The sequence below is a fragment of the Pseudomonas sp. ICMP 10191 genome (assembly GCF_001467335.1).
GTDB lineage: Bacteria > Pseudomonadota > Gammaproteobacteria > Pseudomonadales > Pseudomonadaceae > Aquipseudomonas > Aquipseudomonas cerasi.
Genome location: NZ_LKGW01000001.1, coordinates 201,940 through 216,348 on the forward strand (window position 1 = coordinate 201,940; position 14,409 = coordinate 216,348).

Sequence of the window (14,409 nt, forward strand, 5' to 3'; positions counted from 1 at the left end):
TCGGTCTGAACAGACAATCCGATTATCGTGCGACGCTCCGCGTCGTCATGCCGTTCCGGACGCTCTGCGTCCTCTTGGCGACGCAGAGCGTCGAGACCTGCATTCCCACGCGGGAGCGTGAGTGGCGAGAGTTGTCCCGAGAGCAGGTTCAACTCCGCTCATGCACCAATCGCCCACCTGACCAGGTCTGCTTCACAGTCCGGTCATCACCAATCGTCATCAGCACGAACAGAATCTCTTCGATGCCTTTGGCTTGCTTCAAACGATACGACAGCAGCGGGGTGGCGTTGTAGTCGAGCACCAGGAAGTCAGCCTCGTTGCCTGGCTTCAGGCTACCGACCTTGTCTTCCAGGCGCAGAGCCCGCGCGCCGCCCAGCGTCGCCAGGTACAGCGACTTGAATGGATTGAGCCGCGCGCCCTGCATCTGCATGACCTTGTAGGCCTCGTTCAGGGTCTGCAGAATCGAAAAACTGGTGCCGCCGCCCACGTCGGTACCCAGACCGACATTCACCTTGTGCTTCTCGGCCATCGGCAAGTTGAACAGGCCGCTGCCCAGAAACAGGTTGGAGGTCGGGCAGAAAGCAATCGCCGAACCGGTCTGCGCCAGTCGGGCGCATTGTTCGTCGCACAGGTGCACGCCATGGGCGAACACCGAGCGCTCGCCGAGCAGGTTGAAGTGATCGTAGACGTCCAGGTAATGCTTGCGCTCCGGGAACAGCGCCTTGACCCACTCGATCTCCTGAAGGTTCTCGCTGATGTGGGTCTGCAGGTACAGGCCGGGGTATTCGGTCAGCAACTGGCCGGCCAGACTCAACTGCTCCGGGCTACTGGTTGGCGCGAATCGTGGGGTCACTGCGTAGCTCAAACGCCCTTTGCCATGCCAGCGCTCGATCAAAGCCTTGCTGTCGGCATACCCGGATTCTGGCGTATCGACCAGGTAGTCCGGCGCATTGCGGTCCATCATCACCTTGCCGGCGATCATGCGCAGATCAAGTGCCTGCGCCGCGCTGAAAAACGCCTCGACCGATTCCTTGTGCACGCTGCCGAACACCAGTGCCGTGGTTGTACCGTTGCGCAGCAGTTCCTTGATGAAGATGTCGGCCACCTGTGCTGAATGCGCGGGGTCGGCGAACTGGCTTTCGCAGGGGAAGGTGTAGGTGTTGAGCCAGTCCAGCAACTGCTCGCCGTAGGAGCCGATCATGCCGGTTTGCGGCAAGTGAATATGGGTGTCGATGAACCCCGGTGTGATGAGTGCGTCCGGGTACTCGATCAGCTCGACATCGTCGTCGAGGCGCTCCAGCAGATCGGCAGCGTGACCCACCGAAACGATCTTGCCGTCCTCGACCAGCAGCAAGCCGTCGGCAAAGTATTCACAGGATGCCTCCAGCGCCACTTCGGCCGGGTCGGCGAGGCTGTGAACGATGGCGGCGCGGTAGGCTTTACGGCGGGAAACTGAACTCATGGCACTCTCGTTGTGACTCATTGCGACTGACTGCGGCGCGATGCAGGCAGCAGTCTGGCGATAGGTTCGGCGTTGGCGGTGTGTTGGCCAAAGCTGACATTGTAAGTGGCGATTATTTCCGCGGCGATCGACACCGCGATCTCGATGGGCAGCTTGCCTTTGACCTCGGCCAGGCCCATCGGGCAACGCATGCGTTGCAGCAGACTGGCGTCGAAACCGCGTTCCCGCAAGCGATGTTCGAACTTGACCCGTTTGGTTTTCGAGCCGATCAGTCCGAAGTAACCGAAGTCACCACGCCCGAGGATGGCGGCGGTCAGTTCCAGATCCAGTTGATGGTTGTGGGTCATCACGACGCAATAGGTGCCCACAGGCAGTTGCGCGACCTCGTCGACCGGCTCGTCATTGACGATCTTCATCACGCCATCGGGCATCGACTCGGGGAATTCATGCTCGCGGCTGTCGATCCAGCGCACCCGGCAGGGCAGGCTGGCCAGCAGCGGCACCAGCGCGCGGCCGACATGACCGGCACCGAACACGGCGATCTGCGCGACGGGCTCGCCCATCGGTTCGAACAACAGTACGTTCACGCCGCCGCAGCACTGGCCCAGGCTTGCACCCAGGTTGAAACGTTCCAGGCGCGTCTGCCGTGTGCCGCTGGCAAGCATCTCGCGGGCGATCTCCATGGCCTTGTATTCCAGGTGGCCGCCACCGATGGTGTCGTGGATGCGCTCGGCGCAGACCACCATTTTCGATCCGGCATTGCGCGGCGTGGAGCCCAGCTCCTCGATGATCGTCACCAGAATGCCGGGTTCACCACGGGCCTGCAGCTCGGCCAGGGCGCTGATCCAGTTGTTCATTTCTGCTCCAGGACAGAGTGATCCAGGCCAGGCGCCTTCGCGAGCAAGCTGGCTCCCACGGGGGCATCCTGAATAGGTAAGGGCGAGCCTGGCGAAGCTTCACTTGCCCGCGAAGAGGCGGAAACAATCGGCTCGGCGCCTTCGCTGGATGCGCGACGCGCGGCGCTGTTCTGGCGCATCTGTTCACAGCCCCACAGCACTTTTTCCGGCGTCGCCGGGGCGTCGATGTTTGGTTGATGACGGTAGTCACCCAGGCTCGCCACGGCGTCCTTGATCGCGCACCAGGCGGCGATGCCGAGCATGAACGGCGGCTCGCCGACGGCCTTGGAATGAAACACCGTGTCTTCCGGGTTCTTGCGGTTCTCTACCAGCTTGATGCGCAGATCGAGCGGCATGTCCGCCACTGCCGGGATCTTGTAGGACGCCGGGCCGCTGGTCATCAGCTTGCCCTTGTCATTCCACACCAGTTCCTCGGTGGTCAGCCAGCCGGCGCCTTGAATGTAGCCGCCTTCGACCTGACCGATATCGATGGCCGGGTTCAGCGACGCGCCGACGTCGTGCAGGATGTCGGTGCGCAACATCTTGTATTCGCCGGTCAGCGTATCGACGATGACTTCCACGCAGGCTGCGCCAAAGGCGTAGTAATAGAACGGCCGGCCACGCGCCTGGCTGCGGTCGTAAAAAATCTTCGGCGTCTTGTAATAGCCGGTGCTGGACAGCGACACCTGGCCCATCCATGCCAATTGCGCCAGTTCGGCGAACGGCAGGAACAGCTCGCCGATCCGCACATGGCCATTGCGGAACTCGACGTCCGCTTCGCTTACCTGATAGTGCCTGGCGGCAAACTCCACCAGCCTTTGCTTGAGGATTTCAGCGGCATTCTGTGCCGCCTTGCCGTTCAGGTCCGTACCGCTCGAAGCGGCAGTGGGCGAGGTGTTGGGCACCTTGTCTGTGTTGGTCGCGGTGATCTGGATGCGCTCGATGTCCACCTGGAACACCTCGGCCACGACCTGCGCAACCTTGGTGTTCAAGCCCTGGCCCATTTCGGTGCCGCCATGGTTCAGGTGGATGCTGCCGTCGGTGTAGATATGAATCAGCGCACCGGCCTGATTGAGAAAACTGGCGGTGAACGAGATACCGAACTTGACCGGCGTCAGCGCCAGGCCTTTTTTCAGCACCGGGCTGCCGGCATTGAACGCACGAATCGCTTCGCGGCGCTCGGCGTACTGGCTGCTTTGCTCGAGGTCGGCGGTCATCTCTTCCAGCAGGTTGTGTTCGACCGTCTGGTAATAGTGGGTGACGTTACGCTCGGTCTTGCCGTAATAGTTGGCCTTGCGCACGTGCAGCGGGTCCTTGCCCAGGAAGCGTGCGATGCAGTCCATGACCTCTTCGATGGCGACCATGCCCTGCGGGCCGCCAAAGCCCCGGTAGGCGGTGTTGGAGGCGGTGTGCGTCTTGCAGCGGTGGCCGTTGACGGTGGCTTCGCCGAGGTAATAGGCGTTGTCGGCATGAAACATGGCGCGGTCGACGATGGATGCCGACAGGTCCGGCGAATAGCCGCAGTTGCCGGCCAGATCCAGTTGTATGCCCTGCAAGCGACCGTCATCATCGAAACCCACGTCGTACTCGATGTAGAACGGGTGGCGCTTGCCGGTCATCTGCATGTCTTCGAAGCGTTGCAGGCGCATCTTGGTGGGCTGGCCGGTCAAGCGGGCAATCACGGCGCACAGGCAGGCCGGGCTGGCCGCTTGGGTTTCCTTGCCGCCAAAACCACCGCCCATGCGCCGCATGTCGACCACGATGCGGTTCATTGGCACGCCCAGCACCTCGGCCACCAGCTTTTGGATTTCCGTGGGGTTCTGGGTCGAGCAATAGACGATCATGCCGCCGTCTTCGGTCGGCATCACCGACGAGATCTGGGTTTCCAGATAAAAGTGTTCCTGGCCGCCAATGTGCAGGTTGCCCTGAAGGCGGTGGGTTGCGCTTGCCAGCGCAGCGGCAGAGTCGCCACGCTTGTGCGTATGGCTGTCGAGCACGAAGTGTTTCTGGCGCAGGGCCTGGACCACATCCAGTACCGGTTCCAGGTCTTCGTATTCGATGATCGCCGCCATGGCCGCCTGGCGTGCAATGTCCAGGTCGCGAGCCGCCACGGCGAGCACCGGTTGCCCGACGAACTCCACCTTATCGATGGCCAGCAGTGGGTCGCCGGGCAGCAACGGCCCGATGTCCTTGAGCCCCGGAATATCCTGATGGGTAATCGCGATGCGTACACCTTCGAAGGCGTAGCAGGGCGAGGTATCGATGCTGACGATACGCGCATGGGCACGGTCGGAAAGACGTGCGTACACGTGCAACTGGTTGGGAAATTCCAAGCGATCGTCAATGTACACCGCTTCGCCGGACACGTGCTTGTCGGCACTGTCGTGCTTGACGCTGCGGCCGACGCCGGTGTTCAGGCCTTGTTGAAATACTGCAAGCATCTCGGCCTGGGTGAGGTGTGGGGAATGCTCAGACATAGTCAGTCACCCGCGTTGGAACGGCTGGGGTCTGTAACTCGATGAAGTACTTGCGCAGCAGGTTTTGCGCGCTCAACAGGCGGTATTCCTTGCTTGCACGGAAATCCGACAGCGGAGTGAAATCCTCGCTCAGTGCAGTGCAGGCGCGTTCGACGGTTGCATGGCTCCATGGTTGCCCGATCAGCGCCTGTTCGCAGGCCGCTGCACGTTTCGGAATCGCCGCCATGCCGCCGAACGCTACGCGAGCCTCGTGGACCACGCCATCTTCCAGGGTCAGGCGAAAAGCCGCGCAGACCGCCGAGATGTCGTCATCCAGCCGCTTGGAGACTTTATAGGCGCGGAAGATCTGCCGCGATGTGGCGGTGGGCACGATGATCTTTTCGATGAACTCGCTTTCCTGGCGGGCCGTGACCTTGTAGTCGATGAAATAGTCTTCCAGCGCCAAAGTACGCTGACTGTTGCCTTTGCGCAGCACGACCTGCGCGCCAAGGGCGATCAGCAGCGGCGGGGAATCGCCGATGGGGGAGGCGTTGCCGATGTTGCCACCCAGCGTGCCCTGATTGCGGATCTGCAACGAGGCGAAGCGCTGCAGTAACTCGCCAAAGTCCGGGTACTCGGCCTTGAGTGCGGCATAACAATCGGTCAGCGGAGTCGCTGCGCCGATCTCCAGGCGGTCGTTGAAACGCTTCACGCCCTTCATCGCGTCGATGTGTCCGACGTAAATCATCACCGGCAACTGTTTGTGAAACTGCGTGACTTCCAGAGCCAGATCGGTGCCGCCGGCCAGCAGGCGCGCCTGCGGATGGCTGTCGTAGAGGTCCGCCAGATCCGCCACGGTCAGCGGAATGAAGCAGCGTTTTTCGCCGTCATTCAGTTCATCGGTGCCGGCCGGAGCGATGGCGCGCAAGCGTTCGACGGTCTGCGCCTGGCGCTGATCGAACTGATCCGGCAGGCGCTGCGCGCAAGACTGCTCGGCAGCGGCCAGAATAGGGCGGTAGCCGGTGCAGCGACACAGGTTGCCGGCCAGGGCTTCGTGGGCCTGATGGGCATCGGCTTCGCTGCTGTTCTTTTGCAGGGCAAACAGCGACATCACAAAGCCCGGGGTACAAAAGCCGCATTGCGAGCCATGACACTCGACTATCGCCTTCTGCACGCTGTGCAACTGGCCCTGATGCCTGAGGTCTTCGACGCTGATCAATTGCTTGCCGTGCAGCGACGCCATAAATGTCAGGCACGAATTGAGGCTGCGATAACGCAGCGTTTGCTCGCCGTCAGCGTCACTGTGCAACTCGCCCACCACGACGGTGCAGGCGCCGCAGTCACCACTGGCACAACCTTCCTTGGTACCGGGCTTGTGTGCCTGCTCACGCAGGTAGGTCAGCACGGTCATGTTCGGATTCAGGCTGCGCTCGGTTTTTAGCTCTTGGTTCAAAAGGAACTGAATCACGGCGCAAAGCCCTCACGTTTATTGTCATCAGACATGTCGATGAATCTATCAGCTCTGTTTATTGGGTCAATTTGTTTCTGACTTCGGAGTCAGGAAATTGAGTTTTTCGACGATCTGCCGATCAAACAGCCTCTGGTTCTTGAATCGCCTGCCGGGTGTATTCAAGGTTTTGCGTATTTCGTGCCAGTTTCCGTGTTTATGGCCCTGCGCCACCCGTGCCGGTTGCGATACACTCCGCGACTTGCATGCTGAACTGGTTTTTTCTGAAGGATAGTCATGACGTTCAAGGCCCCGGACAGCCTCGCTGAGCAAATTGCTCATCATCTTGCCGAGCGGATCATTCGCGGTGAGCTCAAGCCTGGAGAGCGTATTCAGGAGCAGAAAGTCACGCAGGCGTTGAACGTCAGCCGTGGCTCCGTGCGCGAAGCACTGCTGATTCTGGAGCGCCGCCACCTGGTGGTGATCCTGCCGCGTCGTGGCGCGCAGGTCACGGTGCTCAACGCCCATAACGTCACCAGCCTGTGCTGCCTGATGAGCGAGCTTTACATTCTGCTGGCCAATGCGGTGGTCGAGCGCTGGAAGACCGAGGACGATCTTGCGCCGTTTCTGCAGATACAACAGCGTCTGCAGGGCAGTTTCCAGCAGCAGGACGTCAACGCATTCGTCGAAGAGAGCTTCAATGTGATGCGCGCGGCCTATCCGTTCGCCAACAACCCGTACCTCGAGGAAACCGTCGAGAACCTGCAGCCTTCCATGAGCCGCAGCTATTTCCTCGCGCTCGAGCAACGCAAGGCCGATATGGGCGACTACCTGGCATTGTTCGACGAACTGCTTGGCGCAGTGGTGGCGCGGGACATACCGAAGATTCGTGTCGTGCTGGTCAGCTACTGTCAGCGCAGCTGCCAGCTGGTGCTGGCCGCCCTGGCAAAGGGCTGACGCCGTGCGCCTGAAGTGCATCAAGCTGGCGGGGTTCAAATCTTTCGTCGACCCCACCACGGTGAACTTCCCCAGCAACATGGCGGCTGTCGTCGGCCCCAATGGCTGTGGCAAATCCAATATCATCGACGCCGTGCGCTGGGTGATGGGCGAAAGCTCGGCCAAGAACCTGCGCGGCGAGTCGATGACCGACGTCATCTTCAACGGCTCCACCAGCCGCAAACCGGTCAGCCAGGCCAGCATCGAACTGGTCTTCGACAACTCGGACGGCACGCTGGTCGGCGAGTACGCGGCGTATGCGGAAATCTCCATTCGCCGCAAAGTGACCCGCGACAGTCAGAACAGCTACTACCTCAACGGCACCAAATGCCGCCGTCGCGACATCACCGATATCTTTCTCGGCACCGGCCTGGGGCCGCGCAGCTATTCGATCATCGAACAGGGCATGATCTCCAAGCTGATCGAAGCCAAGCCCGAAGACCTGCGCAACTTCATCGAAGAGGCCGCAGGGATTTCCAAGTACAAGGAGCGGCGCCGGGAAACCGAAAACCGCATTCGTCGCACCCACGAGAACCTGGCGCGTCTGACCGACCTGCGTGAAGAGCTCGAGCGTCAGCTGGAGCGTCTGCACCGACAGGCTCAGGCCGCCGAGAAGTATCAGGAATACAAGGCCGAAGAGCGTCAGTTGAAAGCGCAATTGTCGGCCCTGCGCTGGCAGGCGCTGAATGATCTGGTGGGGCAGCGCGAGGCGGTGATCGGCAATCAGGAGGTCGGCTTCGAGGCGCTGGTGGCCGATCAGCGCAGTGCCGATGCGAGTATCGAAAGGCTGCGCGACGGCCACCATGATCTGTCCGAGCGCTTTAACCTGGTGCAGGGCCGCTTTTATTCGGTCGGCGGCGACATTGCCCGCGTCGAGCAGAGCATTCAGCACGGTCAGCAGCGGCTGCGCCAATTGCAGGATGACCTGCGCGAAGCCGAGCGTGCCCGCCAGGAAACCGAATCGCACCTTGGGCACGACACCACCTTGCTCGCCACCCTCGGCGAAGAGCTGGAGATGCTCGAGCCCGAGCAGGAAATGACCAGCGCCGCCGCCGAGGAGTCGGCCATCGCTCTGGAAGACGCCGAAGCGGCCATGCAGGGCTGGCAGGAGAAGTGGGACGTCTTCAATCAGCAATCCGCCGAGCCGCAGCGTCAGGCACAGGTCCAGCAGTCACGCATTCAACAGCTGGAACAGAGCATCGAACGCCTTGCAGAGCGCCAGCGGCGGCTGGCCGAAGAGCGTCAACTGCTGGCCGCTGACCCGGAAGATGCGGCCATTCTGGAATTGAGCGAAGACCTCGCCGCCCGTGACATGACCCTTGAAGAGCTGCACATGGGCGAGGAGCAGGCGGTCGAGCGTCTTGAACAATTGCGCGAAGCGTTGCAGCACGCCAGCCAGGCGCAACAGCAGGCGCAGGGCGAGCTGCAACGTCTCAACGGCCGGTTAGCGTCCCTGGAAGCGTTGCAGCAGGCGGCACTTGACCCGGACACCGGCACTGCCGAGTGGCTGCGGGATCAGCAACTGGCCGAACGGCCGCGTCTGGCCGAGGGGCTGAGCGTCGAAGCCGGCTGGGAACTGGCCTTGGAAACCGTGCTTGGCGCGGATTTGCAGGCCGTGTTGGTGGATGACTTCGACGGGCTCGATCTGGCCGGTTTTCAGCAGGGCGATCTGCGCTTGATCAGTGCGGGTGCCGACACGGTTCGCGCGCCCGGTAGTTTGCTGGAAAAGGTCGACAGCACGGTTGATCTGTCCGCCTGGCTGGGTCAGGTGATACCGGTGGAGAACCTGGACCAGGCGCTGGCGCGGCGTGCACAACTCAGCGCCGGGCAAAGCCTGATCAGCCGTGACGGCTACTGGGTGGGGCGGCACTTTTTGCGTGTACGCCGCGCCAGCGAAGCGCAGAGCGGGGTGCTGGCGCGCGGTCAGGAATTGCAGCAGCTGGGTCTGGAGCGCGACGAGCGCGAAGCGACTCTGGCCACCCTGGAAGAGCAGTTGCTGGTCTTGCGCGAGCAGCAGTCGCAGCAGGAAGACGCTCGTGAGCAGTTGCGCCGTCGCGTGCAGGACGAAACCCGTCAGCAAAGCGAACTGAAAGCGCAGTTGTCGGCGGTCCGGGTAAAAGTCGAGCAGTTGACCCTGCGGCGCACTCGTCTTGATGAAGAATTGGCCGAGTTGGGTGAGCAACGCGCTGTCGAGCACGAGCACCTCGGCGAATCGCGCCTGCAATTGCAGGATGCACTGGACAGCATGGCGCAGGATACCGAGCAGCGCGAGGTTCTGCAGGCCCAGCGTGATGCGCTGCGTGAGCGTCTGGACCGGATACGTCAGGATGCGCGGCAGCACAAGGATCACAGTCATCAGCTGGCGGTGCGTCTCGGCTCGATCAAGGCGCAATACGATTCGACCCGTCAGGCGCTGGAGCGCCTGCGCATGCAGTCCGAAAGGCTGACCGAGAAGCGCGAGCAACTGAGCCTGAATCTGGAGGAGGGCGAGGCACCGCTCGAAGAACTGCGCCTCAAGCTTGAAGAACTGCTGGAGCGGCGCATGGTGGTCGATGACGAAATGCGCATCGCCAAGAACGCACTCGAAGACGCTGACCGCGAATTGCGCGAGGCAGAAAAGCGCCGCACCCAGGCCGAGCAGCAATCGCAGCTGCTGCGTGGCCAGCTGGAACAACAGCGTCTGGAGTGGCAGGCGCTGACGGTGCGTCGCAAAGCCTTGCAGGACCAGTTGCATGAAGACGGCTATGACCTGCATGGCGTGCTTGCGACACTGACGCCGGAAGCCAGCGAACAGGCTGCCGAGCAGCAACTGGAAAGCATCGCCGGGCGTATTCAGCGCCTGGGCGCGATCAACCTCGCGGCCATCGACGAGTATCAGCAGCAGTCCGAGCGCAAGCGCTATCTGGATGCGCAGGATGCCGATCTGGTCGAAGCGCTGGACACTCTGGAAAACGTCATTCGCAAGATCGACAAGGAGACCCGAAACCGCTTCAAGGATACCTTCGATCAGATAAACAGCGGAATTCAGGCACTTTTCCCAAAAGTTTTCGGTGGCGGCTCCGCTTATTTGGAACTGACGGGCGAAGATTTACTCGATACTGGGGTGACAATCATGGCGCGTCCCCCCGGCAAGAAGAACAGCACCATTCATTTGCTGTCGGGTGGTGAAAAAGCCCTGACGGCGCTGGCGCTGGTTTTTGCCATTTTCAAACTCAATCCTGCGCCGTTTTGCATGCTTGACGAGGTGGATGCGCCGCTGGATGACGCCAACGTGGGTCGCTATGCCCGTTTGGTGAAAGAAATGTCACAAACGGTGCAGTTCATCTATATCACCCACAACAAGATCGCCATGGAAATGGCTGATCAGCTGATGGGGGTAACGATGCACGAGCCCGGTTGTTCGCGGCTGGTGGCGGTGGATGTGGAGCAGGCGATGGCGCTGGTGGATGCCTGATTCGACGCCTCGTTCTGCGGGCAAGTGGCTGTCCAGAGGCCTGAAAACGAGACGCTGGTACATGAGATGGCAACTTGGGCGGCGAAGAGACGTAACAGACGGTGTAAAGTTACCTTTGGTCGTGCTAGTTTAGTGACCACTTTTTATTTTCGCGTGGGCGAATTGCCAGTCAGAACATGGACTTGGCACCACGTATTAAAGGGGTTTAGGCCCTTATTTTCAGATTTCTTCATTAGAGGCACTGGATTACATGGAAATCGGTCTGCGCGAGTGGCTGATCGTCATCGGCATAATAGTCATCGCCGGTATTCTCTTTGATGGCTGGCGCCGTATGCGCGGCAGCAAGGGTAAATTGAAATTCAGACTGGATCGGAGCTTCTCCAACCTTCCGGATGAAGAAGAGACCACGTCTGCCGAATTGCTCGGGCCGCCTCGTGTGCTGGATACCCACAAGGAGCCGCAGCTCGACGAGCACGATCTGCCGTCCATGAGCGCCAGCCCGCGTGAAGGCAAGCGTGGCAACAGCGAGAAGCGCAGTGACAAGAAGCGCAAGGATGAGCCACAGCAGGGCGACCTGAACCTGGATCTCGACGGCCCGAGCCTGTTTACCGCACGCGACGACGATTTCCCGGACGACAAGCCGGCCCAGCGCATCACCGAAGACAAGGACCTGCCTCCGGTAGAGGAAGTACTGGTCATCAGCGTGATTTCGCGCAGCGAAGGCGGTTTCAAGGGCCCGGCGCTGTTGCAGAACATTCTGGAAAGCGGCCTGCGTTTCGGTGAGATGGATATTTTCCACCGTCACGAGAGCATGGCTGGCAACGGCGAAGTGCTGTTCTCGATGGCCAATGCGGTCAAGCCCGGCGTGTTCGACCTGGACGATATCGACCATTTCAGCACCCGTGCAGTGAGCTTCTTCCTCGGCTTGCCAGGCCCTCGTCATCCCAAGCAGGCATTCGACGTGATGGTTGCCGCCGCTCGCAAGCTGGCTCACGAGCTGGATGGCGAACTGAAGGATGATCAGCGCAGCGTCATGACCGCGCAGACCATCGAGCATTATCGCCAGCGCATCGTCGAGTTCGAGCGTCGGGCGTTGACCCAGCGTCGCGGTTGAGCAAACCCTTGGGCAGGTCTCCGATCATGAGCGTGCTGCGGCCCGCTCTGGTGGGGACTGACCTGAACAGAACAGAGCCAACAGATTAAGCAGCCTCGGCTGCTTTTTTGCTTTTTGAGAGAACACCGTATGAAGGCCGTCGAAACCCGAATCCTGGAACTGCGTGCACAGCTGGATGAGCACAACTACCGCTACCACGTTCTGGATGAGCCGAGCATTCCGGATGTCGAATACGACCGCCTGTTTCACGAGCTCAAGGCCCTGGAGGCGGAAAACCCTCATCTGGTCACTCCCGATTCGCCGACGCAGCGGGTCGGAAGCGCGGCCTTGTCGGCGTTCACCCAGGTGCGCCACGAAATGCCGATGCTCAGCCTGGGCAACGCGTTCGAAGAAAACGACATGCTCGAATTCGATCGCCGGGTCACCGAGGGGCTGGATCTGCCGGCCGGCGACCTGTTTGGCGAAGGCAGCAAGGTGCAGTACAGCTGCGAGCCCAAGCTGGACGGTCTGGCAGTCAGCCTGCTGTATCGCGACGGCGCGCTGGTACGGGGGGCGACGCGCGGCGACGGCACCACCGGCGAAGACATCAGCGTCAATGTGCGCACAGTGCGCAACATCCCGCTCAAGCTGCAGGGCAAAGGCTGGCCGGATGTGCTGGAAGTGCGCGGTGAAGTGTTCATGTCCAAGGCCGGTCTCGAGCGCCTCAACGCCAGTCAGCTGGAAATCGGCGGCAAGACCTTCGCCAACCCGCGCAACGCAGCGGCAGGCAGCCTGCGTCAGCTGGATTCGAAGATCACGGCCAACCGGCCGCTGGAGTTTTGCTGCTATGGCCTGGGCCAGACGTCGGCGGAAATCGCCGACACTCATATTGGCGTGCTTGAAACGTTGAAAAAATGGGGAATGCCGGTCAGCCGCGAGCTGAAACTGGCGAATGGCGTCGAGGAGTGTCTGGCCTATTACCGCGATATCGGTGAGCGACGCCTGGCGCTGACTTACGAGATCGACGGCGTGGTGTTCAAGGTCAACAACCTCGCAGCGCAGCGCGAACTGGGCTTTCGCGCCCGTGAGCCGCGCTGGGCGATTGCCCACAAATTCCCCGCCATGGAAGAACTGACCGAACTGCTGGATGTCGAGTTCCAGGTAGGCCGCACGGGCGCAGTAACGCCGGTCGCGCGGCTCAAGCCGGTCAAGGTGGCAGGCGTCATGGTCGCCAACGCCACGCTGCATAACATGGACGAAGTGGCGCGGCTCGGCCTGATGATTGGCGACACGGTAATCATCCGGCGTGCCGGTGACGTGATTCCGCAGGTAGTGCAGGTGGTTGCCGAGCGCCGCCCCGAGGATGCCAGGGCGGTGCAGGTTCCACAGACCTGCCCGGTGTGCGGCTCGCATGTCGAGCGCACGCAGCTGATCAAACGCAGCAAAGGCAAGGAAACCGTCACCGAGGGCGCGGTGTATCGCTGTGTCGGGCGTCTGGCCTGCGGTGCGCAACTCAAGCAGGCGATCATTCATTACGTATCGCGTCGCGCCATGGACATCGAAGGGCTGGGTGACAAGACCATCGAGCAACTGGTCGATGAGAAACTCATCGGCTCGCCTGCCGATCTGTACAAACTGAAATACGAACAGATCATTGACCTGGAAGGTTTCGCGGAAATCTCCAGCAATAAATTGCTCAAGGCCATCGCCGACAGCCGACAGCCGACCCTGGCGCGTTTCATCTATGCCTTGGGCATTCCCGATGTGGGTGAAGAGACGGCCAAGGTCCTGGCGCGTTCGCTGGCGTCGCTGGAGCGTGTCCAACAGGCCTTGCCGGAAGTGCTGACCTACCTGCCGGATGTCGGCCTGGAAGTCGCATACGAGATTCACAGCTTCTTCGAGGACGAGCACAACCGTAGCGTCATCGATGCGCTGCTCGGTGAATGCGGTTTGCAATTGCAGGACCAGGGCGAGCTGGGCGCCGAGTTCGCGGCCAGCACCACGCTGGAAGGGATGATCGACAAACTGCACATTCCGTCGGTAGGGCCGGGTGCTGCGCAGAAACTGGCGGACCGGTTCGGTACGCTGGAGGCCATCATCAGTGCCGACTGGCTGGACATGCGTCAGGCACTGCCGGAGAAACAGGCCAGGTCGGTTCGCGATTTCTTCGACGACAGCGCAAACGCCGAGCGCGCCCGCGCCATCGAAGCCCAGCTCAAGGACTTCGGCATGCACTGGCGCAGCGAGAAAAAAACCGTCGAAGGTTTGCCGCTGGCTGGCCAGACCTGGGTACTGACCGGCTCGCTGGAACGCATGAGCCGCGATGTCGCCAAGGAAAAGCTCGAAAGCCTCGGTGCCAAGGTGTCCGGCTCGGTCTCGGCCAAGACCCACACCGTGGTTGCCGGGCCGGGTGCTGGCTCGAAACTGACCAAGGCCAACGAACTCGGCCTTACCGTGCTGGACGAAGATGCACTGCTCAAACGCTTGACCGAGCTGGGTGTGGCGGTTGATTGAGGAAGACCGACGCTCCGTATGCCCTGATTATCGTGCGACGCTCCGCGTCGTATGCAGTTCTGGACGCTCTGCGTCCGGTCTTGAGTGTGAT

8 protein-coding genes are annotated in these 14,409 nt (G+C 61.1%); 4 read left to right on the top strand and 4 right to left on the bottom strand.

Features of this window, described 5'->3' with window-relative positions; all coding sequences use genetic code 11:
- Positions 1–148: 148 nt before the first annotated feature.
- From guaD to xdhA, 4 genes are read right to left on the bottom strand one after another with little or no spacing between them, the layout of a single operon-like run.
- A complete protein-coding gene (gene guaD / locus AO388_RS00680) occupies positions 149–1,462 on the bottom strand; it encodes a guanine deaminase (protein WP_058396613.1) in 1,314 nt (437 codons plus the stop codon).
- 17 nt (positions 1,463–1,479) lie between these two features.
- The gene (xdhC, locus tag AO388_RS00685) at positions 1,480–2,319 is read right to left on the bottom strand and encodes a xanthine dehydrogenase accessory protein XdhC (protein WP_003371452.1); all 840 of its coding nucleotides are present in this window, start codon (positions 2,317–2,319) and stop codon (positions 1,480–1,482) included.
- Positions 2,316–4,835, bottom strand: coding sequence for a xanthine dehydrogenase molybdopterin binding subunit (gene xdhB, locus AO388_RS00690; protein WP_058415913.1), 2,520 nt, complete (start codon positions 4,833–4,835; stop codon positions 2,316–2,318). Before xdhB ends, xdhC begins: the two co-directional genes overlap by 4 nt.
- Positions 4,828–6,282 (bottom strand): xanthine dehydrogenase small subunit, encoded by a 1,455-nt coding sequence (gene xdhA, locus AO388_RS00695; protein WP_058396611.1) that lies wholly within the window; start codon positions 6,280–6,282, stop codon positions 4,828–4,830. Before xdhA ends, xdhB begins: the two co-directional genes overlap by 8 nt.
- A 276-nt stretch (positions 6,283–6,558) precedes the next feature.
- Between xdhA and AO388_RS00700 the strand changes: the two genes are divergently transcribed.
- The 4 genes from AO388_RS00700 to ligA all read left to right on the top strand — a co-directional run bounded on the left by AO388_RS00700 (position 6,559) and on the right by ligA (position 14,318).
- Positions 6,559–7,218 carry a GntR family transcriptional regulator gene (locus AO388_RS00700; RefSeq protein ID WP_003371456.1) on the top strand — a complete coding sequence of 220 codons (660 nt, stop codon included), beginning with the start codon at positions 6,559–6,561 and terminating at the stop codon, positions 7,216–7,218.
- A 4-nt stretch (positions 7,219–7,222) separates the two neighbouring features.
- Positions 7,223–10,711 carry a chromosome segregation protein SMC gene (gene smc / locus AO388_RS00705; protein WP_058396610.1) on the top strand — a complete coding sequence of 1,163 codons (3,489 nt, stop codon included), beginning with the start codon at positions 7,223–7,225 and terminating at the stop codon, positions 10,709–10,711.
- A 250-nt stretch (positions 10,712–10,961) separates the two neighbouring features.
- Positions 10,962–11,825, top strand: a complete 864-nt coding sequence (zipA, locus tag AO388_RS00710; RefSeq protein WP_003371459.1) for a cell division protein ZipA — start codon at positions 10,962–10,964, stop codon at positions 11,823–11,825.
- A gap of 129 nt (positions 11,826–11,954) precedes the next feature.
- Positions 11,955–14,318, top strand: a complete 2,364-nt coding sequence (gene ligA, locus AO388_RS00715) for an NAD-dependent DNA ligase LigA (protein ID WP_058415914.1) — start codon at positions 11,955–11,957, stop codon at positions 14,316–14,318.
- Positions 14,319–14,409: the final 91 nt, after the last annotated feature.

Bases quoted from the DNA above. Each gene is read 5' to 3' on its own strand.
- guaD (WP_058396613.1), bottom strand. From the start codon at position 1,462: ATGAGTTCAGTTTCCCGCCGTAAAGCCTACCGCGCCGCCATCGTTCAC.
- xdhC (WP_003371452.1), bottom strand. From the start codon at position 2,319: ATGAACAACTGGATCAGCGCCCTGGCCGAGCTGCAGGCCCGTGGTGAA.
- xdhB (WP_058415913.1), bottom strand. From the start codon at position 4,835: ATGTCTGAGCATTCCCCACACCTCACCCAGGCCGAGATGCTTGCAGTA.
- AO388_RS00700 (WP_003371456.1), top strand. From the start codon at position 6,559: ATGACGTTCAAGGCCCCGGACAGCCTCGCTGAGCAAATTGCTCATCAT.
- zipA (WP_003371459.1), top strand. From the start codon at position 10,962: ATGGAAATCGGTCTGCGCGAGTGGCTGATCGTCATCGGCATAATAGTC.
- ligA (WP_058415914.1), top strand. From the start codon at position 11,955: ATGAAGGCCGTCGAAACCCGAATCCTGGAACTGCGTGCACAGCTGGAT.